Source organism: Aurantimonas sp. 22II-16-19i, from assembly GCF_002088275.1.
Classification (GTDB): domain Bacteria; phylum Pseudomonadota; class Alphaproteobacteria; order Rhizobiales; family Rhizobiaceae; genus Jiella.
The window spans coordinates 64,468-85,889 of sequence record NZ_AQQS01000004.1; the positions used below are offsets into that span (position 1 = coordinate 64,468).

18 protein-coding genes are annotated in these 21,422 nt (G+C 68.1%); 12 read left to right on the plus strand and 6 right to left on the minus strand.

The window, feature by feature from the left end; all coding sequences use genetic code 11:
- Nucleotides 1-342: 342 nt before the first annotated feature.
- The 3 genes from ATO4_RS05610 (at nucleotide 343) to ATO4_RS05620 (ending at nucleotide 2,304) form a co-directional block, all read left to right on the plus strand.
- Complete coding sequence (locus ATO4_RS05610; protein ID WP_083590450.1) at nucleotides 343-843, plus strand: YbjN domain-containing protein; 501 nt, start codon at nucleotides 343-345, stop codon at nucleotides 841-843.
- Between the two features lie 200 nt (nucleotides 844-1,043).
- Nucleotides 1,044-1,850 (plus strand): pyrroline-5-carboxylate reductase, encoded by an 807-nt coding sequence (proC, locus tag ATO4_RS05615; protein WP_083590451.1) that lies wholly within the window; start codon nucleotides 1,044-1,046, stop codon nucleotides 1,848-1,850.
- A gap of 100 nt (nucleotides 1,851-1,950) precedes the next feature.
- A complete protein-coding gene (locus ATO4_RS05620; protein WP_083590452.1) occupies nucleotides 1,951-2,304 on the plus strand; it encodes a tRNA-binding protein in 354 nt (117 codons plus the stop codon).
- Nucleotides 2,305-2,328: 24 nt separating this feature from the next.
- Here ATO4_RS05620 and ATO4_RS05625 read toward each other — a convergent pair whose 3' ends face one another.
- Together ATO4_RS05625 and metC are read right to left on the minus strand one after the other, a co-directional pair.
- Nucleotides 2,329-2,976, minus strand: a complete 648-nt coding sequence (locus ATO4_RS05625) for an outer-membrane lipoprotein carrier protein LolA (protein ID WP_083590453.1) — start codon at nucleotides 2,974-2,976, stop codon at nucleotides 2,329-2,331.
- Nucleotides 2,977-3,232: 256 nt separating this feature from the next.
- Entirely contained in the window at nucleotides 3,233-4,414 is a 1,182-nt protein-coding gene (gene metC, locus ATO4_RS05630) for a cystathionine beta-lyase (protein ID WP_139802276.1), read from the minus strand.
- Nucleotides 4,415-4,632: 218 nt separating this feature from the next.
- Between metC and ATO4_RS05635 the strand changes: the two genes are divergently transcribed.
- From ATO4_RS05635 to ATO4_RS05660, 6 genes are all read left to right on the plus strand, one after another.
- Nucleotides 4,633-5,652 carry an amino acid ABC transporter substrate-binding protein gene (locus tag ATO4_RS05635; protein WP_083590455.1) on the plus strand — a complete coding sequence of 340 codons (1,020 nt, stop codon included), beginning with the start codon at nucleotides 4,633-4,635 and terminating at the stop codon, nucleotides 5,650-5,652.
- A 160-nt stretch (nucleotides 5,653-5,812) separates the two neighbouring features.
- Nucleotides 5,813-7,003: an amino acid ABC transporter permease gene (locus ATO4_RS05640; protein ID WP_083590456.1), complete on the plus strand. Its 1,191-nt coding sequence runs from the start codon at nucleotides 5,813-5,815 to the stop codon at nucleotides 7,001-7,003.
- A 13-nt stretch (nucleotides 7,004-7,016) separates the two neighbouring features.
- Nucleotides 7,017-8,516 carry an amino acid ABC transporter permease gene (locus ATO4_RS05645; protein ID WP_083590457.1) on the plus strand — a complete coding sequence of 500 codons (1,500 nt, stop codon included), beginning with the start codon at nucleotides 7,017-7,019 and terminating at the stop codon, nucleotides 8,514-8,516.
- Between the two features lie 20 nt (nucleotides 8,517-8,536).
- A complete protein-coding gene (locus tag ATO4_RS05650) occupies nucleotides 8,537-9,331 on the plus strand; it encodes an amino acid ABC transporter ATP-binding protein (RefSeq protein ID WP_083590458.1) in 795 nt (264 codons plus the stop codon).
- A gap of 196 nt (nucleotides 9,332-9,527) precedes the next feature.
- Nucleotides 9,528-12,539, plus strand: a complete 3,012-nt coding sequence (locus ATO4_RS05655) for a cytochrome P460 family protein (protein WP_083590459.1) — start codon at nucleotides 9,528-9,530, stop codon at nucleotides 12,537-12,539.
- Nucleotides 12,540-12,764: 225 nt separating this feature from the next.
- Complete coding sequence (locus tag ATO4_RS05660) at nucleotides 12,765-13,946, plus strand: AI-2E family transporter (RefSeq protein WP_245308586.1); 1,182 nt, start codon at nucleotides 12,765-12,767, stop codon at nucleotides 13,944-13,946.
- A 105-nt stretch (nucleotides 13,947-14,051) separates the two neighbouring features.
- On the opposite strand, the gene ATO4_RS05665 is transcribed toward ATO4_RS05660, so the two are convergent.
- From ATO4_RS05665 to ATO4_RS05680, 4 genes are all read right to left on the minus strand, one after another.
- The gene (locus ATO4_RS05665) at nucleotides 14,052-14,795 is read right to left on the minus strand and encodes an SDR family oxidoreductase (protein WP_083590461.1); all 744 of its coding nucleotides are present in this window, start codon (nucleotides 14,793-14,795) and stop codon (nucleotides 14,052-14,054) included.
- A gap of 124 nt (nucleotides 14,796-14,919) precedes the next feature.
- Complete coding sequence (locus ATO4_RS28635; RefSeq protein WP_083590462.1) at nucleotides 14,920-17,109, minus strand: OmpA family protein; 2,190 nt, start codon at nucleotides 17,107-17,109, stop codon at nucleotides 14,920-14,922.
- A gap of 171 nt (nucleotides 17,110-17,280) precedes the next feature.
- Complete coding sequence (locus ATO4_RS05675) at nucleotides 17,281-18,492, minus strand: FAD-dependent monooxygenase (protein ID WP_083590463.1); 1,212 nt, start codon at nucleotides 18,490-18,492, stop codon at nucleotides 17,281-17,283.
- Between the two features lie 85 nt (nucleotides 18,493-18,577).
- Entirely contained in the window at nucleotides 18,578-18,820 is a 243-nt protein-coding gene (locus ATO4_RS05680; protein WP_083590464.1) for a zinc-finger domain-containing protein, read from the minus strand.
- Between the two features lie 168 nt (nucleotides 18,821-18,988).
- Between ATO4_RS05680 and ATO4_RS05685 the strand changes: the two genes are divergently transcribed.
- From ATO4_RS05685 to ATO4_RS05695, 3 genes are all read left to right on the plus strand, one after another.
- A complete protein-coding gene (locus ATO4_RS05685; protein ID WP_083590465.1) occupies nucleotides 18,989-19,747 on the plus strand; it encodes an alpha/beta hydrolase in 759 nt (252 codons plus the stop codon).
- Between the two features lie 221 nt (nucleotides 19,748-19,968).
- Nucleotides 19,969-20,790 (plus strand): serine O-acetyltransferase, encoded by an 822-nt coding sequence (cysE, locus tag ATO4_RS05690; RefSeq protein WP_083590568.1) that lies wholly within the window; start codon nucleotides 19,969-19,971, stop codon nucleotides 20,788-20,790.
- A 300-nt stretch (nucleotides 20,791-21,090) separates the two neighbouring features.
- Nucleotides 21,091-21,300, plus strand: a complete 210-nt coding sequence (locus tag ATO4_RS05695) for a DUF3126 family protein (protein ID WP_083590466.1) — start codon at nucleotides 21,091-21,093, stop codon at nucleotides 21,298-21,300.
- Nucleotides 21,301-21,422: the final 122 nt, after the last annotated feature.

Here is a 21,422-nt window from a genome sequence, read left to right on the forward strand (position 1 = left end):
AAAATTTGCTGGGCTCGCCGTAGGATGGGAGCGTCGCTTGCAGTGGCGCCCGGCGCTTATCCACAGGCTATCGACAGGCTCGGCGGCGGCGCGCCGGCAAAGCCCGATTCCGAAAGTCGTGATCGCAGAGTCGCTTAAGCTTCCGGCCCGCGCCGATTTCCGCGCCGCAAAATCCATCAACATGAAAAAACGGTTAACGCCCTTAGCGTGAAGACTCCCCGTCTGTATGCTGATTCTCAAGGGTGATTCGTCGGCGGCGGCGAATGGATGACCCTGCGGGTGGCTGCCGCGGCGGGCGGCTGCCCGCCTATTCAGCTTCCAGGCATCTTACGGGGAATCAGCATGCAATTCGACGAAATGGCAGTCATGCGACAGTCGAACCCTGTCGACGTGATCGAGTGGGTGGCGACGTCGCGGGAATGGGCGTTCGAGCGCTCCTGCGAGGACGAGCTGGCAGTGGCGGTGGCAGGCGTCTGGACCGATTATTCGGTGTCGTTTTCCTGGATCGACGACATGGAGGCGCTGCATCTCGCCTGCGCCTTCGATCTGAAGGTCCCGCCCCACCGGCAGGACGAGATCCAGCGGCTCCTGGCGCGCATCAACGAGAAGCTGGTGGTCGGCCATTTCGACCTGTGGCGCAAGGAAGGCGCGGTGATGTTCCGCCACTCCCTGCTCCTGTCGAACGGTCTCGACGCCACCAGCGGCCAGGCCGAGCGCATGCTCGCCATGGCGCTGGAAAGCTGCGAGCGCTTCTACCAGGCGTTCCAGTTCGTCATCTGGGCCGACAAGTCGGCCGAGGACGCGCTGGCGGCGACGATGTTCGAGACCGTCGGCGAGGCCTGATCGCGGCGCAAGCGTCGCAGTGTGCGTGATCGCGGCGGCCTTGCGCGGCCGCTACGAGACGGTCGCGCGCCGGCCCACTGGCGACGCGTGCCGGCCGCCGCGCCCGATGCCTTGCGGCTGGACGCGGACGTTTCCGCCGGTCTAGGGATGTCCCGGAAAGGGCGAGAGCGATCGCCCGGAGCTTCCGGAGGCAGGCACCCATGATCGACGCGCGCATTCTCCTTCTCGGCGGCGGCAACATGGGCTCGGCCCTGCTCGGCGGCTGGCTGGACAAGGGGCTGGCGGCCGAGAAGGTCACGGTGGTCGATCCGGCCGTCGGGCCGGCGCTGCAGCCGCTGATCGACAAGGGCGTCACCCATCGCCCGTCGGTGCCGGCGGGGGAGTTCGACATCGTTCTCCTCGCCGTCAAGCCGCAGATGATGACCGCCGCCGTGCCGCCCCTGAAGGCGGCGATGCGGCCGGAGACGCTGGTCGTCTCGATCGCGGCCGGAACCACCATCGCGGCGATCGAGGCCCTGCTCGGGCCGCATCCGGTGGTGCGCGCCATGCCCAACACTCCCGCCCTGATCGGCCGGGGCGTCACCGGCGCCTATGGCAATGCTCGCTGCGGCGAGACGGAACGCGCCGCGGCGACGGCGCTGCTCGAGGCGAGCGGGCCGGTGGAATGGGTCGGCGAGGAGCGTCTGATCGACGCCGTCACCGCCGTGTCCGGCAGCGGCCCGGCCTATGTGTTCCACCTCGCCGAATGCATGGCGAAGGCGGGAGAGGCCCTCGGCCTCGCCCCCGATCTCGCCATGCGCCTCGCCCGCCACACGGTGGCGGGGGCGGGCGAGCTGATGATCCGCTCCAGCGACGCGCCGGCGCAGCTGCGCCGGAACGTCACCTCGCCCAACGGCACGACCCAGGCGGCGCTCGAGGTGCTGATGGACGACGAGCGGCTGGCGCGGCTGATGGAAGAGGCGATGCGCGCCGCGCGCGACCGCGCCGAGGAACTGTCCCGGGGATGAGCGGCGATCGGTGTCGCCGGACGGCTTGCGGCAAGCGCCAAACCTGCCGCAGTCTCAGCCGGACACGCGAATTCCGCCAGATGCGAAAGAGGGGCCAGACATGACCAGCGAACGCGCGCCGGACATCACCTATGACGACTTCCTGAAGGTCGACATCCGCGTCGGCACCATCGTCGAGGCGGCGCCGTTTCCGGAGGCGAGAAAGCCGGCGATCAAGCTGATGATCGATTTCGGCGGCGAGATCGGGGTGAAGAAGTCCTCCGCCCAGATCACCGTCCACTACACGCCGGACGAGCTGGTCGGGCGCCAGGTGATCGCCGTCGTCAACTTCCCGCCGCGCCAGATCGGCCCGATGCGCTCGGAGGTGCTGACCCTCGGCGTGCCGGACGAGACCGGCGAAGTGGTGCTGCTTTCGCCCGGCCACGGCGTGCCGAACGGCGGCCGCATGTTCTGACGGCCGCCGGAGCCGGCAGCCGCCTCAGCGGTTGCCGGTCTGGCCCTGCTGGATCGCGGTATAGGGGATCTTGAAGGCCGATTCCTGGATCTTGCCGCCCTCCTGGACGTTGTAGATCATCACCGTCGTCTCCTTGCCCTGCTTGTCGCGGATGGTCCACTGCTTCAGGTCGGAGGAGGCCGGGTCGAACATCATGGTGATGCGCGAATTGCCGAAGACCGAGCTGTCGCCCATGACGATCGTCGTCAGGTCCGGGTCTTCCTTGATGCTCTGGATGTTGGCCTCGGACAGGTTGATCCGGCGGTCGAGCAGCAGCTTCATCGGCGTCTGGGACAGGGGATAGGTGTCCCAGGTGTTGAGCTTCTTGTTGTTGATGGCGACGTTGGAGCCGTCGGCGATCACCCGCAGCGGCGAGTTCGTGTAGTCGAAGCGGACCTTGCCGGGCCGCTCGATGTAGAACTTGCCCTCCGACTGGCGGCCGTTCGAATCGAACTGGACGAAGTCGCCATGCATCGATGGGATCGCGGCGAAATGGTCGGCGATCTTCTGGGCGGCGGCGCTGGCCTGGGCGTTTGCGCCGGAAACGGCGGCGGGCAGCAGGAGGGCGACGGTCGCCCCGGCGAGCAGGGCGCGGCGGCCCGCGCTGCGGATGAAGGTCATGATCTTGGCCATCTGGATGCGGCTTCCTCTCGTTCATGCGCCTTGCGGCGTCGCGCCGGCCGGCCGGTCGCGTCTCAGCGTCGTCCCGCCCTGCTCGGGGCCGGTCGTCGCCCGGCCCCCTCGCGCATTCGTTTCGAGCTTATCTCGGCAGAATTTCCTGTAGCTGCAATGGGGCCTAACCATGACGTGAAGTCGCCGCTTGCGCAGCAAGTTCGCTTTGCCGCGCAACGTCATGGGAAGGAACGGCCGGCGGCTGAGCGGCCCGGCTTCAGCCGGCCTGGCGCGCCGCCGTGAAGCCGCGTTCGAGGTCCGCCTTGAGGTCGGCGACATCCTCGAGCCCGACCTGAAGGCGGATGAAGGTGCCGTCCGCCGGTCCTCTGGCGATGGTGCGGTCGGAGAGGTCGACGGCGACGGCGAGGCTCTCGTGGCCGCCCCAGGAATAGCCGAGGCCGATGAGCTCCAGCGCGTCGAGAAAGGCGGCGGCGCGCCGGAAGGAGCCTGGCAGGAGGAACGAGAACAGGCCGGAGGAGCCGGTGAACTGTCGCTCGTAGAGCGTCCGGTCGAAGAAGGAGGGCAGGGCGGGATGGCGCACCTCGGCGACCTCCTCGCGGGCCTCCAGCCACGTCGCCAGCTCCAGCGCCGAGGCCTGATGGCGCTCCAGCCGGATCCCCATCGTCTTCAGGCCGCGGATGACGAGGTAGGTGTCGTCCGGGGCGGCGTTGACGCCGATCTGCAGCTGGGTCTCGCGCAGCTGCTTGAAGGTCGCCTCGGTGGCGGAGACCGAGCCCATCATCACGTCGGAATGGCCGCCGGGATATTTCGTCAGGGCGTGGATGGAGAGATCGACGCCGTGCTCGAGGGGCCGGAAATACAGGGGCGTCGCCCAGGTGTTGTCGAGCATGGTGACGGCGCCGCCGGCATGGGCGGCCTCGCAGACCGCCTTCACGTCCATCATCTCGAAGGTGTTGGAGCCCGGCGCCTCGAGGAACACCACCTTCGTGCTGGGCTTCATCAGCGCGGCGATGCCGGAGCCGACATGCGGATCGAAATACTCGATCTCGACGCCCATGCGGGCGAGGGTGCCGTTGGCGAACTGGCGGGTCGGCGAATAGACCGAATCGACGATCAGGCAGTGATCGCCGGCACCGAGGAAGGCGAAGAGGGGAATCGAGATCGCCGCGAGGCCCGAGGGCACGAGAATCGTGCCATGGGCATTCTCGAGTTCGCTCAGCGCATCTTCCAGCACACTCGTCGTGGGGGTGCCGCGTAGTCCATAAGTATAAGGCAGCGACTTGCGGTTCTTCATCGCGTCAGTCGATTCGAACAGCACCGTCGAGGCGTGAATCACCGGCGGATTGACGAATCCGTGCATCGACCGGGGATCGTAGGGCCCATGCGCGAGAAGGGTGTTGGGGCCGGCCTGCCGGGATTTTGAGCGATCCGTGGTCAACTGTTCGTCCTCATGGCTACTTTGTCTGCAGAGTTGATTTTTTCGCCGGTTTGCATTGCAAAAGAAAAAACCGGCAGCTTGACCTGATTAATTTTTTGTCATGGAATTACGGCGGTTGGCGATGGTGCTGGAGATCAAGCGGCGCCGCTGCCACCGTGTCGCATGAACTGCGACCCGGTCCAAGTTACAACGATAACCCAAATGGGGAAGGCTTCCTGATGAAATCCAAGCTCCTGACCGCCGTGCTCGGCCTGACGATCGCGGGGCTCGCTGGCGGCGCTGCCTCCGCCCAGACGCTTCAGACCGTGAAGGAACGCGGCCAGCTTCGCTGCGGCGTCAACACGGGTCTGCCGGGATTTGCTTCCCAGAACGACCAGGGCGCCTGGCAGGGCCTCGACGTCGACTACTGCAAGGCCGTCGCCGCCGCCGTCTTCGGCGATCCCTCCAAGGTGCAGTACTCGCCGCTCTCCGCCGTCCAGCGCTTTCCGGCGCTGCAGAACAGCGAGATCGACATGCTGGCGCGCAACACCACCTGGACGATGGACCGCGACACCACGCTCGGCCTCGCCTTCGCCGGCGTCAACTACTATGACGGCCAGGGCTTCATGGTGAAGAAGGAGCTGGGCGTGAACTCGGCGCTCGAGCTCTCCGGCGCCACCGTCTGCGTCCAGTCCGGCACGACCACCGAGCTGAACCTGTCGGACTACTTCCGCGTCAACAAGATGGAATACAACCCGGTCGTCATCGAGTCCCAGTCGGACGTCAACTCGGCCTATGACAGCGGCCGTTGCGACGTGCTCACCACCGACGCCTCGGGCCTCGCCGCCTCGCGCCTCGAGATGGGCAGCCCGGACGACCACGTGATCCTGCCGGAGATCATCTCCAAGGAGCCGCTCGGACCAGCCGTCCGCCAGGGCGACTCGCAGTGGCTCAACGTCGTCAAGTGGACGCATTTCGCGCTGCTCGACGCCGAGGAACTCGGCGTGACCCAGGCGAATGTCGAGGAGATGAAGACCTCTGAGAACCCCGAGATCCGTCGCCTGCTCGGCGAGGACAAGGACTTCGGTGCCTCGATCGGCCTGTCCAAGGACTGGGCGGTCAACATCATCAAGGCCGTCGGGAACTACGGCGAGATCTTCGAGCGCAACATCGGCGTCGACACGCCGCTGAAGATCCAGCGCGGCCAGAACGCCCTCTGGACCAATGGCGGCCTGCAGTACGGCATGCCCGTTCGCTGAGCCGAAAGACGTCATGCGGGCGCCCCGGTTTCGGGGCGTCCGCTTCTGAGACCATGGCGAAACCGTCAGACCACGGGTCGTTTGCGCAAGGGGCGTGCCGCATCGCACGGATCCCGAGGGCTGCCATTTGCGGTTTTCTGCGTCACAGGAGTTCGTCGCCATGAGCGTCGAGACAGAGGCCGCCCCTCGCGCCACATCCGGATCCTCGATCCTCACCAATCCGACGGTGCGCAGCATCGTCATCCAGGTCAGCCTGATCGTCGCCCTGGCCGCCTTCGGCTGGTGGATCGTCTCCAACACCGCCCGCAACCTCGCCGACGCGAACATCGCCTCCGGCTTCGGCTTCCTGTGGTCGCGGGCCGGCTTCGACATCGCCATCACGCCGGTCGGCTACACGGCCAACTCGACCTACGGCCAGGCCATCCTCGTCGGCATCGCCAACACCCTGATCGTCTCGGCCGCCGGCATCGCGCTGGCGACGATCCTCGGCTTCGTCGTCGGCATCGGACGCCTGTCGCGCAACTTCCTGATCCGCATGCTGTCGACGGTCTATGTCGAGACCTTCCGCAACATTCCGCCGCTGCTGGTCATCCTGTTCTGGTATTTCGGCGTCCTGTCGGTGCTCAGCGGCCCGCGGGGCCTGGAGGAGAACTCCGCCGGTATCTACCTGACGAACCGCGGCCTGCAGATACCGAGCATCATCTTCGGCGCGCTGGCCCTCGCGTCGCTGGCAGCCTTCGTCGTCGGCATCGTCGCCACGGTCTTCATCGCAAGGCGCAACAGGAAGCTGCAGCTGGCCACCGGCGAGCGCAAGCCGCTGCTGTGGACGGCGCTGGGGCTGATCGTCGGCCTGCCGGTGGTGGTCTTCCTCGTCACCGGGATGCCGGCGACGCTGGATTTTCCCATCGCCAACCGCTTCAATCTGGCCGGCGGCTTCCAGATCCGCCCGGAATTCATCGCGCTGTGGCTGGCCCTGTCGATCTATACCGGCGCGTTCATCGCCGAGATCGTGCGCGCCGGCATCATGTCGGTGTCGAAGGGCCAGAACGAGGCCGCCTCGGCGCTCGGGCTGACGCGCGGCCAGTCGCTGCGCCTCGTCGTGGTGCCGCAGGCCTTCCGGGTGATCATCCCGCCGCTCACCAGCCAGTATCTGAACCTGACCAAGAACTCCTCGCTCGGCCTCGCCGTCGGCTATCCGGAGCTCGTCGCGGTCGGCTCGACGGTGCTCAACCAGTCCGGCCAGTCGATCGAGATCGTCTGCATCTGGATGGTGGTCTATCTCACCATCAGCCTGTCGGTTTCGGTGTTCATGAACTGGTTCAATTCGAAGATGGCGCTGGTCGAGCGCTGAGGGGAACGGAAAAATGGAAGAACAGGTTTTCCGGTTCGTCTCGAAGGAGCAGAAGTCGGCGCTGCCGCCGCCCGCGAGCGAGGTCGGCGCGTTCGGCACCGTGCGGCGCAACCTCTTCGCCACGCCGCTGGATTCGGTCCTGTCGATCGCCGCCGGCGCCCTCGTCCTGTGGGGCGCGTGGAACCTCTTCCAGTGGGCGGTGCTCGACGCGGTGTTCACCGGCAACGACCGCGAGGCGTGCCTCGTCGAGGGCGGCGGCCATGGCGGCGCCTGCTGGGCCTTCATCGAGGCGAAGTTCGGCCAGTTCATCTACGGCGTCTATCCGCTCGACGAACGCTGGCGGGTGGACGTGCTGCTCGTCGCCCTGGTGATCCTCGTCGCCGGCATCGCGATCCCGAAGGTGCCCTACAAGCGGCTGAACGCGGTTCTCTTGTTCGGCGTCTATCCGGTGGTGACGCTGGTGCTGCTCACCGGCGGGCAGTTCTCCTTCTCGGGCGGCGGGCTGGCGCTGCTGTTCCTCCTGGCCGCCGGCTTCACCATCGCCGACGTCTCGGCCGAACCGCAGGTCGGGACCCATTCGCTGCCGGTGAAGATCGCGATCGGCGCGGCCCTTTTGTCGCTCGCGTCGATCCTCGCCGCGAGCTTCATCGACGCGCGGACCGTCGTGTTCCTCGACTTCCGCTTCTCGGTCCTGTCCTTCATCTCCTTCCTCGCGGCGCTGGCGGCGCTCGGCGCGGTGCTGTTCGCCGGCTTCATGGCCCGGCGGGGGGAGGGCAATGTCGCGCGGATGTTCTATCCGGCGCTGGCGGTGGTCGTCTTCGTCTTCCTGATGTCGGCGAATTTCGGCATCACCCACGTGCCGACCAATCTGTGGGGCGGGCTGATGCTCACCCTCGTCGTGGCGCTGTCGGGCATCGCGGCGTCGCTGCCGCTCGGCATCCTGCTGGCGCTGGGGCGACGCTCCGACATGCCGGCGGTGAAGCTCCTCTCGGTGATCTTCATCGAGTTCTGGCGCGGCGTGCCGCTGATCACCGTCTTGTTCATGGCGAACTTCATGCTGCCGCTGTTCATGCCGGAGGGCGTGACCTTCAACCAGCTGCTGCGCGCCTGCGTCGGCGTCGCGCTGTTCTCGGCCGCCTACATGGCGGAGGTGATCCGCGGCGGCCTGCAGGCGATCCCGAAGGGCCAGTACGAGGGCGCCGACGCCATGGCGCTGACCTACTGGCAGAAAATGCGGATGATCATCCTGCCGCAGGCGCTGAAGCTGGTGATCCCCGGCATCGTCAACACCTTCATCGGCCTCTTCAAGGATACCAGCCTCGTCTACATCATCGGCCTCGCCGATCTCCTCGGCACGGTGCGCCGCGGCTTCAACGATCCGGCCTGGATCACGCCCTCGACGCCGGCCACCGGCCTGATCTTCGCCGCCTTCATCTACTGGCTGTTCTGCTTCTCGATGTCGCGCTACTCGATCTACACCGAGCGGCGTCTCGACACCGGCCACAAGAGCTGACATCGCAAGGAAATCCCGACATGAGCCTCCAGACCGAAACCGGCGCCCCGCAAGCCCAGCCGACCAAGATGCAGATTTCCGACGAGATCGCCGTCGAGATGATCGGCGTCAACAAGTGGTTCGGCGAGTTCCACGTCCTGCGCGACATCAACCTCACGGTCCGGCGCGGCGAGCGGATCGTCATCTGCGGCCCGTCCGGCTCCGGCAAGTCGACCACGATCCGCTGCATCAACCGGCTCGAGGAGCACCAGAAGGGCTCGATCGTCGTCGACGGCATCGAGCTCACCAACGATCTGAAGAAGATCGACGAGGTGCGCCGCGAGGTCGGCATGGTGTTCCAGCACTTCAACCTCTTCCCGCATCTCACGATTCTGGAAAACTGCACCCTCGCGCCGATCTGGGTTCGCAAGATGCCCAAGAAAAAGGCCGAAGAGGTCGCGATGCACTATCTCAACCGCGTCAAGATCCCCGAGCAGGCGCACAAATATCCCGGACAGCTGTCCGGCGGCCAGCAGCAGCGCGTCGCCATCGCGCGCTCGCTCTGCATGAACCCGAAGGTGATGCTGTTCGACGAGCCGACGTCGGCGCTCGACCCGGAGATGATCAAGGAAGTTCTCGACGTCATGGTCGGTCTCGCCGAGGAGGGGATGACCATGCTCTGCGTCACCCACGAGATGGGCTTTGCGCGGCAGGTGGCGAACCGGGTGATCTTCATGGATGCCGGCCAGATCGTCGAAGAGAACGAGCCGCACGCCTTCTTCACCAATCCCCAGCACGAGCGCACCAAGCTCTTCCTGTCGCAGATCCTGCACTGATTCCGGCAAGTTGTTGTTTTCGCGCCCCGTTGAAGCATGATCTGCCGTCATCTCCGTTGCGATAGAAGTAACCGGATGCGGCAGATCTTCATGATTTCGAAAGTATGCCCGGCATTCGAGCCCCGAAATCAACTTCTAATGATTCCAAATTGATGTAATCTCCCGACGGCGACGATTCGGCCGGCAGGGAGGCGACATGGCAGGCAAATTCACGCGGGCTCTCATCGGGCTCGCCTTCACCGTGATATCCGCCTCGTCCGCCGGGGCAGCCTGCACGGCGCTGCAGACGACGGCCCAGGTGCCGACCGACCTCGCTTTGTGCAAGCGGCTCGATCCGGTCGTCAGGGCGCCGGCCGCGCTGCCGCTGAACGAATACGAGGCGGCCCTCGACCAGTATTTCTCGAACTTCTGCCACCGCGACGAGGCGGCCGGCTGGGTCCACGACAAATATGTCCGCGATACCGGGCCGTATGTCGCGAGCCTGATCAACGGCGCCTGGGTCGGCGGCGATCGCGGCACCCATGCGCCCGTCATGATCTGGTACTCGCCGGAGTTTCACGCCTGGCTGAAGGAGGCCCGGCCGGCGGACGAAGCCGCCCGGCCGGCGCAGGAGCCGCCGGTGCCCGACGGCGCGATGATCGTCAAGGAAATGTATCCGGCGCCCGCCGCGCTCTGCGCCAAGGAAGACCCGCTGCTGCTGAAGCCGACCAGCGGCGCCGCCTTCATGGTGCGCGACACGAAGGCTTCCCATGACGGCTGGTACTGGGGCTGGTACGGCTGGAGCGACGATCGCACCGCCAACATCGACTGGCCGCCGCGCCCCTCGAACGGCCTGCCCTACCAGGGCTTCGGCCAGTACTGCCTGAACTGCCACGCCTCGGCAGCGAACAACTCGACCTTCTCCAGCCTCTCCAACATCGCGGGCGAGCCCGGCGAGCCGATCAGCTTCCTGTCGCAGGACTTCGCCCTCGACCTCGGCTCCGAGCCGCATCACGAGGCGCTGACGGCGATCGCGCCGGCGGTCGATGATCCCAAGCCCGCGCCGAAAGAGCTCAATCCGGACGTCGCCGCGCTCTTCGACTACGTCTTCGCTGAGCTCCCCAAGGACGTCGCCGGGCTGCAGATGCCGTCGGCGAGCTACGACGTCGTCTGGGTGAAGGAACACGCCAAGACCACCGAAAAGAGCCAGTATCTGACGTCGGACCAGTGCGTCGGCTGCCACGACGCCGGCGGAACCGGCCTGCAGTTCGACATGACGAAGCCTGCGCCGCTCGATCCGGTGCACAATCCGGACGGCTCGAAGCTGATCAACATGTCGCCCTACGGGACCTGGCGGACGTCGCCGATGGGGCTCGCCGGCCGCGACCCGATCTTCTTCTCGCAGCTCGCCAGCGAGACCCAGACCTTCCATCCGGGCGTCTCCGACGAGGTCCAGTCGATCTGCCTCGGCTGCCACGGCATCCAGGGCCAGCGCCAGTTCCAGCTCGACGGACATCTGAAAGGCGAGGGCTGTCCGAACTTCGAGCGCTCCATGGCGGACGCCGTGCCCTATCCGCCGAACAACCCGTCGGCGCAGCACGCCGATTTCGGCGCGCTCGCGCGCGACGGCATCTCCTGCACCGCCTGCCACCACGCCGTCTTCAAGGATGCGGACGTCGAGGCGGCGCGTGCCAGCCCGGCCAACAGCTGCATCGCCGAGCGCCAGGACCAGCTCAACCCGAAGGAGCTGGCGGAGGGCTTCGCCCGCACCTTCACCGGCAGCTATTTCGTCGGTGCCGCCGACGAATTGAAGGGGCCGTTCGAGGACCCCAAGCAGGTGCCGATGCGAAATGCCCTCGGCATCACGCCCGGCCATGACGATACCTTCCTGAAGTCCGATCTCTGCGGCAGCTGCCACACGGTGCATCTGCCGGTGCTCGATGACGGCAAGATCCTCGGCTACACCTTCGAGCAGACGACCTATCCCGAATGGGCCTTCAGCGACTATCGCACCGGCGTGACGGCGAATGGCGAACTGCCGGGCGGCGCCGGGCCCAAGGCCGCGAGCTGCCAGGACTGCCACATGAAGAGCCACGACGAGACCGGCCAGCCGCTGGTCTCGAAGATCGCCGGCATCCAGGAGCACAGCAATTTCCCGCAGGTCGAGAACGGCCTCGGGGCGGACGCCATCGATCTGGAGCGCCGCAAGAACTTCGCCCTGCACACCCTCGTCGGCCTCAACGTCTTCCTGATCGAGATGGCCGACCAGTTCCCCGATTTCCTCGGCATCGCCGTGCAGGACCCGATGCTGGTCTCCAAGGGCATCGACAACATCGACACGACCCGCGACAAGATGATGGAGAACGCCAAGACCCTGACGGCCTCGATCGCCGTGACGGATGTGTCGGAGGCGGATGGGCGGCTCAGCGCCGCCGTGCGCATCGACTCCAAGACCGGCCACAAGTTCCCCTCCGGGGTCGGTTTCCGGCGGGCCTTCGTCGAGTTCAAGGCGCTCGATGCGGAAGGCAAGGCGCTGTGGACCTCGGGCGGCACCAATGCCGCCGGCGTCATCGTCGACGCTGCGGGCGAGCCAGTCGCCGGCGAATTGTGGTGGCAGCCGGACTGTTCCGCCCGCATCGCGCCGCTGGAGCGGCGCCACCAGCCGCACTATCAGACGATCACCAGCCAGAGCGAGGCCCAGATCTACCAGGAGCTGGTCTCGACGCCGCCGCTGGCTGGAGCCGGGGCCGGGGCAGGGGAGGCCGCGAATGCCTGTGGCCACGACGCGGCGCCCGCCGGGCAGCTGACGACGAGCTTCCTGTCGATCTGCAGCCATGTGAAGGACAACCGCATCCTGCCGTCGGGCTATCTGGGCTTCGAAGAACGCGTGAAGATCGCCAACGCGCTCGGCTCGAAGGGCACGGCGCTCGCCGAGGACACCGGCTCCGTCGCCATCGGCGACGATCCGGACTACCAGTCCGGCGGCGGCGACACGGTCAACTACGAGATCGATCTCGCGAGCCTGCCGCGGCCGGTGGCGAGCGTCGAGGCGACGCTCTACTATCAGGCGATCCCGCCCTTCTACCTGCAGGACCGCTTCTGCACGGCCAAGGGCACCGACCGCGACCGGCTGGCCTATCTGACCAGCCAGCTGAAGCTCGACGACACGCCTGCGGCCGACTGGAAGCTGAAGATGGTGACATCCGGGCCGGTGCCGGTCGGGCGCTGACGCCGTCCCGCCGACGGTTCGCCGGTCGCTGCCGCGCCGGCGGCCGGCCCGGCCGCGCGGCTTCCACGGGGTGCGGCTCGCTCCACGCACGGGCCGTCCTCTCGCCTCGCGGCGGGGCGGTGCGACCGCCGGCCGGCGGGCGCGTTTGACGTGGTCACCATGGGCTTGCGGAACCTTGAAGATCAAGCTCCGTTGAGGGGGGAAATTCGGGTTTCGGGGGATCACTTGTCGTCGGAAAAAGAAGCCAGCAGGCGGAGCGAGCAGCGCTCCACGACGATCTCCCCGACCATCGGCCTCGTCAACACGCAGAACTTCGAGACCGGCCCCCGCTGGGCCGTCATCGGCATCTTCTTCATTCTGCTCTTCGGCGCGCTCTATCTGACGGCGAGCTTTCTGCTGCCGGTGATCCTGGCGCTGCTCTTTGCGCTGGTGATGAGCCCGATTGTCCGGTTCCTGCGGCGACGGCTGAAGATCTGGGAGCCGCTCTCCGCCCTGGTGCTGGTGGTCGGCTCGCTGATGACCCTGACGCTCGGCTTCTACATGCTGAGCGATCCGATCACCAATCTCGTCAACGACGCGCCGCGCTATGCCGCGGCCGTGGACGACGAGATGCGGTCGGTGCGCGATCGGCTGGACCGCTTCCAGGCCGCGCAGGAGGAAGTGCGCAGCGCGGCTACGGAGGAAAATGCCGGCCAGTCGGAAGACGAAGAGCCGCGGGAGGTGGTCGTCAAGAATCCCGGCCTCCTCGACAACGTCACCCAGACGGCGCCGCAGATCATCGCCTCGATCGCCTTCTCGTTGATCTTCCTGTACTTTCTTCTCGCCTCGGGCGATCTGTTCTACCAGAAGCTCGTGCGGTCGATGCCGACCATGTCGGACAAGAAGCGGGCGCTGCACATCGCCCACGACATCGAGCGCGAATTGTCGCGCTACCTCTTCACCATCACGCTGATCAACATCTGTCTCGGCATCGCCGTCGGCACCTGCCTGTGGTGGGTCGGCATGCCGACGCCGATCGTTTTCGGCGCATTGGCGACGCTCCTCAACTTCATCCCCTATATCGGCTCGATCATGGGCATGGCGCTGGTCGGCGTGATCGCGCTCGCCGAGTTCGGCCACCTGTCGGCCGCGGCCGTGCCGGTGCTCCTCTATCTCGCCTGCACGGCGGTGGAAGGCCAGTTCCTGACGCCGATGATCGTCGGCCGCAGGCTGGAGATGAACGCCGCGGCGATCTTCCTGTCCGTCGCCTTCTGGGGCTGGATCTGGGGCGTCGTCGGCATGTTCCTCGCCGTGCCGCTGATGGTCTGCATCAAGGTGTTCGCCGGCTATGTGGAACCGCTGAAGGCGCTGGGCGACTTCCTCTCCGCCGAGCAGCCCCGCCACACCGAGGACGACGACGAGGATTGATCCCTGCGCGGAGCGCCAGAGGCGGGTCCCGGTGCAGGGCAGCGGCTGCGAGAGACGGCATGAGGGCAAGCCCGGCCGCGCCGAAATGGCGGCCGGTGCCTCTCCTCAATGGGCGTAGATCATCTGGCGCGTCATGCCGCCATCGATCACCAGCGTCTGCCCGGTGATGAAGCCGGCCTTCTCGCCGTCGAGGAGGAAGCTCGCCGCGTGGGCGACATCGTCCGGCTCGCCGACCCGCCCGACCAGATGCTGCTGGTGGTCGACCGGCCGCAAGGCCTCGCCCGAGACGTTGATCCAGCCGGGGGCCACCGCGTTGACGCGGACCTCTGGCGACAGGCTGACGGCGAGGGAATGGGCGAGGGCGAAGAGCCCGCCCTTGGTCGCCGAATAGGACTCGGTGTCGGCTTCCGACATGAAGGCCCGGGTCGAGGAGACCAGCAGCATCGCTCCTCTCGCCTTGCGCAGTTCGGATCCGGCATGCTTGGCGAAGAGGAAGCTCTGGGAGAGGTTGACGTCGAGCACCCGGTGCCAGTCCTCATAGGACAGCTCCGCCGCCGGAACGCGCTTCATGATCCCGGCATTGCAGACGACCGCGTCGATGCGGCCGAAGCGCTGCATTGCCTCGGCGACGCAGGACGCGACGTCTTCTTCCCTTGCGACATCGCCGGCGAGCGTGGCGATCCTGCCGGCCTCGGCCTCGGCCTGTGCCGTTGCGAGGTCGGCGAGGCCCGCCGCATCGGTGTCCATCGCCAGCACCCTGCCGCCCTCGCCGGCGAGCCGCAGCGCGATGGCGCGGCCGATGCCGGAGGCGGCGCCGGTGACGATGGTGGTTTTCTCTGTCTTGCTCATGATGCCTTCGCCTTCAAATGGCCGGGCCGACGCTTCAGGAGAAAGCGCCGGCCCGGCATGTCCGATCGATGGTGGTCGCGCCCGGCGCGAGCGGCGCGAACCGCTCGCCCCAGACGTCGGACCGTCAGTTGCCCGAGGTCTGCACCGGCTTCACCAGCGGGGTGATCCGGCGAACCGTGACGCGGCGGTTCTCGCGGTTCTCGCCCTCGGTGTCGACCTTCAGATAGCCCTCGCCATAGCCCTGGGTCACGAGGTTCTCCGGGGGCACGTCGAAATACTCCGTCAGCGCCGAGGCGACCGACTCCGCCCGCTTGTCGGAGAGCGCGAGATTGGAGATCTCGCTGCCGACGGCGTCGGTGTGGCCCTCGATCAGGAAGGTCTCGCCGGGGTTCTTGTCGACCACTTCCTTGACCGCATCGGCGAGCGCCTCGAGGTTGCCGACCTGGTTCTGGGCGATCGCCGCCGACCCGAAGTCGAAGTTGATCGTGTTGAGGTCGATGCGGCGCACCTTGTCGCGGATGCGCTCGGAGCGGACCACCTCGTCGACCGAGTAGATCCGCTCGACGGTCTCGACCGGCGGAGCGACGAGGGTGCGCAGATAGACCGCCTCGTCGGGCTGGTCGATGTCGACGATGTACTCGTCCCGCGGGATGCCGATCGTCAGCTCCGGCAGGTCGCGGCCGGGATCCCGGTCGTAGCGGGGGCGGCGGTCGTTCTGCTCGTAGGGGTCGTAGAAGAGAACCACCTCACGGCCGTCCGGCATCACCCGCGAGCGGCGCAGGATGTCGCCGTAGCTGTCGGTGACGGTGACGATCTGGACGCCGTTGTCGCGCACGATCGTCTGGCGCGTCCGGCCGCGGGGCAGACGCTCGTAATAGGTCTCTTCGGCATTGCGCGTCAGGCGCTCGCGGTCGTCGCCCTTGATGAAATAGGCGGCGGCACCGCCGGCAACGGCCCCCGCGACGCCGGCGCCGATGATCGACAGGATCTGCCGCCCGTCGTCGTCGCGCCGGACCACCTCGACATTCGGCCGGTCGCCATCCCCGCGCCCGCGGCGATCGCCGGCCTCGCGGTCCCGGTCGCCGCCGCGCGCATCGGCGTCGCGGCCGTTTTCGCCGCGACCATCCCGGTCCCGTCCGTCACGATCGCGGCCGCCGCGGCGCGGGGCCTCGATCCGCTCACCCTGTTCCTCGGTGATCGGGGCGATCTCGACCGGTTCGGCCAGCTGCTGCACCCGCGCGTCGCTGGCATCGATGCCATCAGGGGCGACGGGCTCGTTCTGGGTCGCCGCCGGGACGGGCTGGGGGCGTTCGGCAGGCCGCTCGGCCGCCTCGTCCGGTGCCTCGTCCTCTGCCCCCTGGGGAGCCTCGGCGGGGACCGGCTGACCCTCTGCCGGCCGCTCTGCGGCGGGTTCGCCCGGACGCTCGGCGCCGTCCCGGTCACCATCGCGCTGCCCGCGTCGCGGCCGGTCGGCGCCGCGTTCGCCGGGGCGCTGTTCGGCACCGGGCCGAGCCTCGGCCGGCGCAGGCGCTTCAGCCGGCGCAGCGTCGCCATTGGCGGGCGCTGCCTCGGGCACCGGCGTTCCCGGCTCGTCCTGGCCGGGCTTGTCGGACGGCACGGGCTCGTTGGCCGGCCGGGACCGCGGCGAGGGGGCCTCGCCAGCAGGGGCCGGGCGTTCCTCGGCAGCCGCATCCGGAGCGTCCGGGGCAGGGGGCGCCTCATCGTCGGCGCCGTCGGGGGCGGGCGCCTCGTCGCGGGCTTCGGGAGCAGCCGGTGCCGGCTCCTCCGCCTGCGGAGCGCGATCGGCTGGCGCTTCCTCGGCGGCGGGAGCGGGTTCGGCCGCCGGCGCAGCTTCGGCCTCAGGGGCAGCGGGAGCCGCCTCTTCCGGTGCGGGAGCCGGAGCAGGCTCCGGAGCGGGTGCCGGTTCGGCGGGAGCAGGCTCGCTCGCTTCCGGCTCGGGCTGGGGCTCCGGTTCCGGAGCGGGCGCAGGCTCGGGCTGGGCCTCGGGTTCAGGAGCCGGCGCAGGAGCCGGTTCCGCTGCCGGTGCCTCTGCCTCCGCTGGCGGAGCTGCCGGCTCGGGTGCCGGCTCGGCGGCCTCCGGCGGGGGCGGTACTTCTTCCGGCGCTGCCTGGGCGAGGCGGACGCCCTGCGTGGCGCGGCCGGCCGGCGCGCTGTCCGGCGCCTCGACGGTTGCCGCAACCGTGTGGATCGCCGGTGCGGAGGAGGCCGGCGCCGCCAGCGGCCCGGTGAGGGCCGTCGACGCGGCGAGGGCGGCGACGCCGATGAGCTTGCCGCGGCGTTTGATGTTCGACATGAAATACGTGACCTTCGCGTTGCGTCCCTTGCAGAACCGTTCCGCGCTCGGGCGCGGCGACCGCTGAGGTCTCCCGCGGGCGATGGCTCGCCCGTCCTCGGCGCGGTTCAGGTCATCGGAAACGACCGGGAGCGACGAGGTGTTCCGTCGACGTGGCCACGGCGGCGCCGTTCAGCCTGGACGCCGCGGGTCGAGGGCGGGGGCGCGCCAGTCGTAGAGCCAGGACAGATCGGCCCGCAGTGCGGCAGGCGGTCGCAGGGCGAGGACGGCGTTGCGGGCGAGCGAGAACGGCGCCGGCAGGTGGTAGACGAGGCGGTGGAAGCCGACGCGGCCGCGCACCTTGTCGATCCGCAGCCGGCGCTCGGCCTCGTAGCGCCGGGCGGCCCGGCGCGGATCGTCGGTTTCAGCCAGCGCCGCGGCCAGCACGGCGGCATCCTCGATCGCCATGGCCGCGCCCTGCGCCGCATAGGGCGCCATCGCATGGGCGGCATCGCCGAGAAGGACGACGCGATCGTGGCCGAGGACATAGGGGCGCTCGGTGGGCGCGCCGAACAGCGGCCACGGCGTCGGCGTCGGCGCCGTGTCGATGAGGCTTGCGAGACGCGGGTCCCAGCGCGAAAACCCGGAGATCAGGTCCTGCGTGTCGTCCTGCTCGCCGGAGCCGGGCGCGCGGCTCGGCGCGATCAGCACGAGATTGACGGCACGGCCGGCGCGGACCGGATAGACGACGGCGTGGCGCGCCGGTCCGAGCCAGGCCCGGATGCCGGCGGGCGCGGTCCGGCTGCCGCCCGGCCCTGCAAAGGCCGATGCCGCGTCGCCGGCGATCGTCATGCGCCAGGCGGTGGCGCCGGTGGGCGCTGCCGGCGCAAGGCCGGAAAGGCGCGCGACGGTGGAGCGGACGCCGTCCGCGCCGACCAGGAGATCGAAGCGCTCGGGCCCGCCGTCGCCGGAGGAAATCTCCACCTTGGCGTCGTCGCTCGCCACCTGCCGAAGTTCCGCGCCGAGCGTCAGCGTGATCGCCGGCTCGGCGCGGACGGCGGCGACAAGCACCGCCTGCAGCTCGGCCCGGTGGATGGAGAGATAAGGGGTGCCGTCGGCGGAATGGACCGGCACTTCGGCGATCCGCCGGCCGCTGCGATGGCCGAGAAGCTCCACCCGGTCGGCGGCGACACCGACCTTCCGCAACGCCGGAAGGAGGCCCAGCCGGTCCATGACCGACAAAGCGTTCGGCGACAGCTGCAGCCCGGCGCCCACCTCCTCGAGCGTCTCGGCACGCTCGAAGATGGTCGAGGCAAGGCCGACGCGGGCAAGGCAGAGGCCGGCCGCGAGCCCGCCGATGCCGGCGCCGACGATGGCGATGCTGGGAGACTGGCGGGCGATCATGGGGAACAGCGCCTCGCGCCGTGGCGGATGGGGCGAGCCCTCACGGGCCGGTCGACGGTCGGCGCGAGGCCGCTGCCGTCGGCGCTCAGGCGGCTTCGACGAAGAGGCAGCCGGCGGGAACGGTCTCGTTGGGCTTCAGCGAGGCGTCGTAGCGGTAAAGGGTCGAGCAGTAGCCGCAGACGATCTCCGGCTCGTCGCCCATGTCGAGAAAGACGTGGGGGTGGTCATGGGGCGGGTTGGCGCCGCAGCACATGAACTCCTTGACGCCGACCGAGATGGTGGCGTGCCCGGCGTCGTTCGAAAAATACGGGATCGGATGACCGGCCATGTTTGCTCGAAACCTTCGAAAACGTCCTGCCTTTGATGCGGCGGGACCATAGTGCGACGCCTCGCAAATGAACAGGGGGCAAAAGAACGGGGGTGCCAGCGGCCGGCCGGCGCGTTATCGACAAGGGGCAGACATCTCGAAGACGCGACGAGCAGGGAACGATCCGCGATGACCACAGGCCACTTCACGAATGACGGGCTCAGCCTCGCCTTTCTCGACGAGGGCGACAGCCAAGCGCCGGTGGTGCTTCTCGTCCACGGCTTCGCCTCCTCGATGCGGGTGAACTGGATCGAGCCCGGCTGGGTCAAGACGCTGACGGAGGCGGGGTTCCGCGTCGCCGCCCTCGATCATCGCGGCCACGGCGCCAGCGACAAGCCGCACGACCCGTCGCTCTATACGCCGCAGAAGATGGCGTCGGACTGCTTCGCCCTCCTCGACCATCTGGGCGTCGCCTCGGCCACCTTCTTCGGCTACTCGATGGGCGCCCGGGTCTCGGCCTTCGCGGCGCTCGGCGAGCCCGCGCGGGTCGAGCGGCTGATTCTCGGCGGCCTCGGCATCGCCCTCGTCGAGGGCACCGGCGACTGGGACCCCATCGCCGCGGCGCTGCGGGCACCGTCGCTGGACGACGTCACCGATCCGAAGGGCCGGATGTTCCGGGCCTTCGCCGACAAGACGAAGAGCGACCGGCTGGCGCTCGCCGCCTGCATCGAGACCTCCCGCGACGAGTTGAGCGAGGCGGATGTCGGCCGCATCGTCCAGCCGGTGCTGATCGGCGTCGGCACCGAGGACGAGATCGCCGGCGCGCCCGAACCGCTGGCCGCGCTGATGCCGAATGCGGAGGTGCTCGCCATCGAGGGGCGGGACCACATGCTCTCGGTCGGCGATCGCCGGTTCAAGCTGCGGGTCAGCGAGTTCCTGCGGCAATAGCTCCGTCGCCCGAGCGGTTTCGCCCGCCTCATGGGCCTGTGCGAGCGATCTTCGCAGCGGCCGGAGCCCCGATTCGCCGGGCGGGGAGACCCGGTGACCGAGTGTTGAGCGGGCCGACCCTTCACGGGGCCGGCCGGAGGGGCTAAATGTCCTCGAAACGATCCGCCGGTGATCTGCCCTTCGGCAGGCCGGCGACCGACGTCACGCCGCGGGAGAGCGCCATGAGCGTTGCAGGCAGCCGAAGCCAGGAGAAGATCCAGGCCGTCGATCCGATCTTCGCCGCGATCCGCGACGAGGCGGCGACGGTTGCGGCCGAAGAGCCGGTGCTGGCGAGCTTCATCCATGCCACCATCCTCAACCAGCCGAGCTTCGAGGCCGCGCTGGTCCACCGGATCTCCCAGCGCCTCGACCATCCGGACGTTCCGGCGGTGCTGATTTCCCAGGCCTTCAACGACATGATCGCCGCCGATCACGGCTTTGCCGAAACGGTGCGCACCGACATCCAGGCGGTCTACGACCGCGATCCGGCCTGCGAGCGCTATCTGGAGCCGCTGCTCTACTTCAAGGGCTTCCACGCGATCCAGACCCATCGCCTGGCCCACTGGCTCTGGATGAGCGGCCGCAAGAACTTCGCGCTCTATCTGCAGTCGCGCTCCTCGGCGGTGTTCCAGACCGACATCCATCCCAATGCGCGGATGGGGCGGGGCATCTTCCTCGATCATGCCACCGGCCTCGTCGTCGGCTTCACCTCGACGATCGGCGACAATGTCTCGATCCTGCAGAACGTCACCCTCGGCGGCACCGGCAAGGAATTCGGCGATCGCCATCCGAAGATCGGCTCCGGCGTCCTGATCGGGGCCGGGGCGAAGGTGCTCGGCAACATCAAGATCGGCAATTGCGCCAAGATCGCCGCCGGATCGCTGGTGCTGAAGGAAGTGGCGCCGCAGACGACTGTCGCCGGCGTTCCCGCCAAGGTGATCGGCCACACGCTCTGCGACCAACCGGCGCGGGAGATGGACCAGAGCTTCGAACGCGGCGACTGAGCGCCATCCGGCGCAAAGGGGGCCGCCCTGTAGGGCCCGCCCCCGGTCTCGCCGGTCCCGCGACCGCCTCGACGCCTTGGCCGGAGCCCCGGCAGCGCTGCCCCGCGGCCTCGGCCGATGGGGAAGGGACCGGTATTTGCCGGACGAGGGGGTTGACGCGGGACGGGCGAAGCGACGACACCGCGGCGTGAACGGTCGGCCTGCCCGACTGCGCCGACCGGCCGGCAGCGCCGGCCATTTCATCGATATTCGGGGGGTGCGCCCTAGCTACCGCACCTCCGATCCATCCAGGAGCCGCCCGTGAATCCCGCCGAAATCCGAAAACTCGAAGCCTATCTGAAGCAGACCTTCAAGGGCGTCGATCTGTCCGTGCGTGGCATGCCTCGCAAGGCGGATTCCGCCGAGGTCTATGTCGCCGGCGAGTTCGTCGGCCTGATCTCCAAGGATACCGACGAGGGCGAGCTGTCCTACCACCTCACCATGACGATCCTCGACATCGATCTGGAATAGGCGAGGATCTCAAATAGGCAAAAGGCCTGGGGTCGCCACGAAAGGCCGCCGCAGGAGCAAGACCGGGGACCGGCCGTCCGGTGAAGGACGACCAGCCCCCGGAACGCCCGGGACGGGACGGG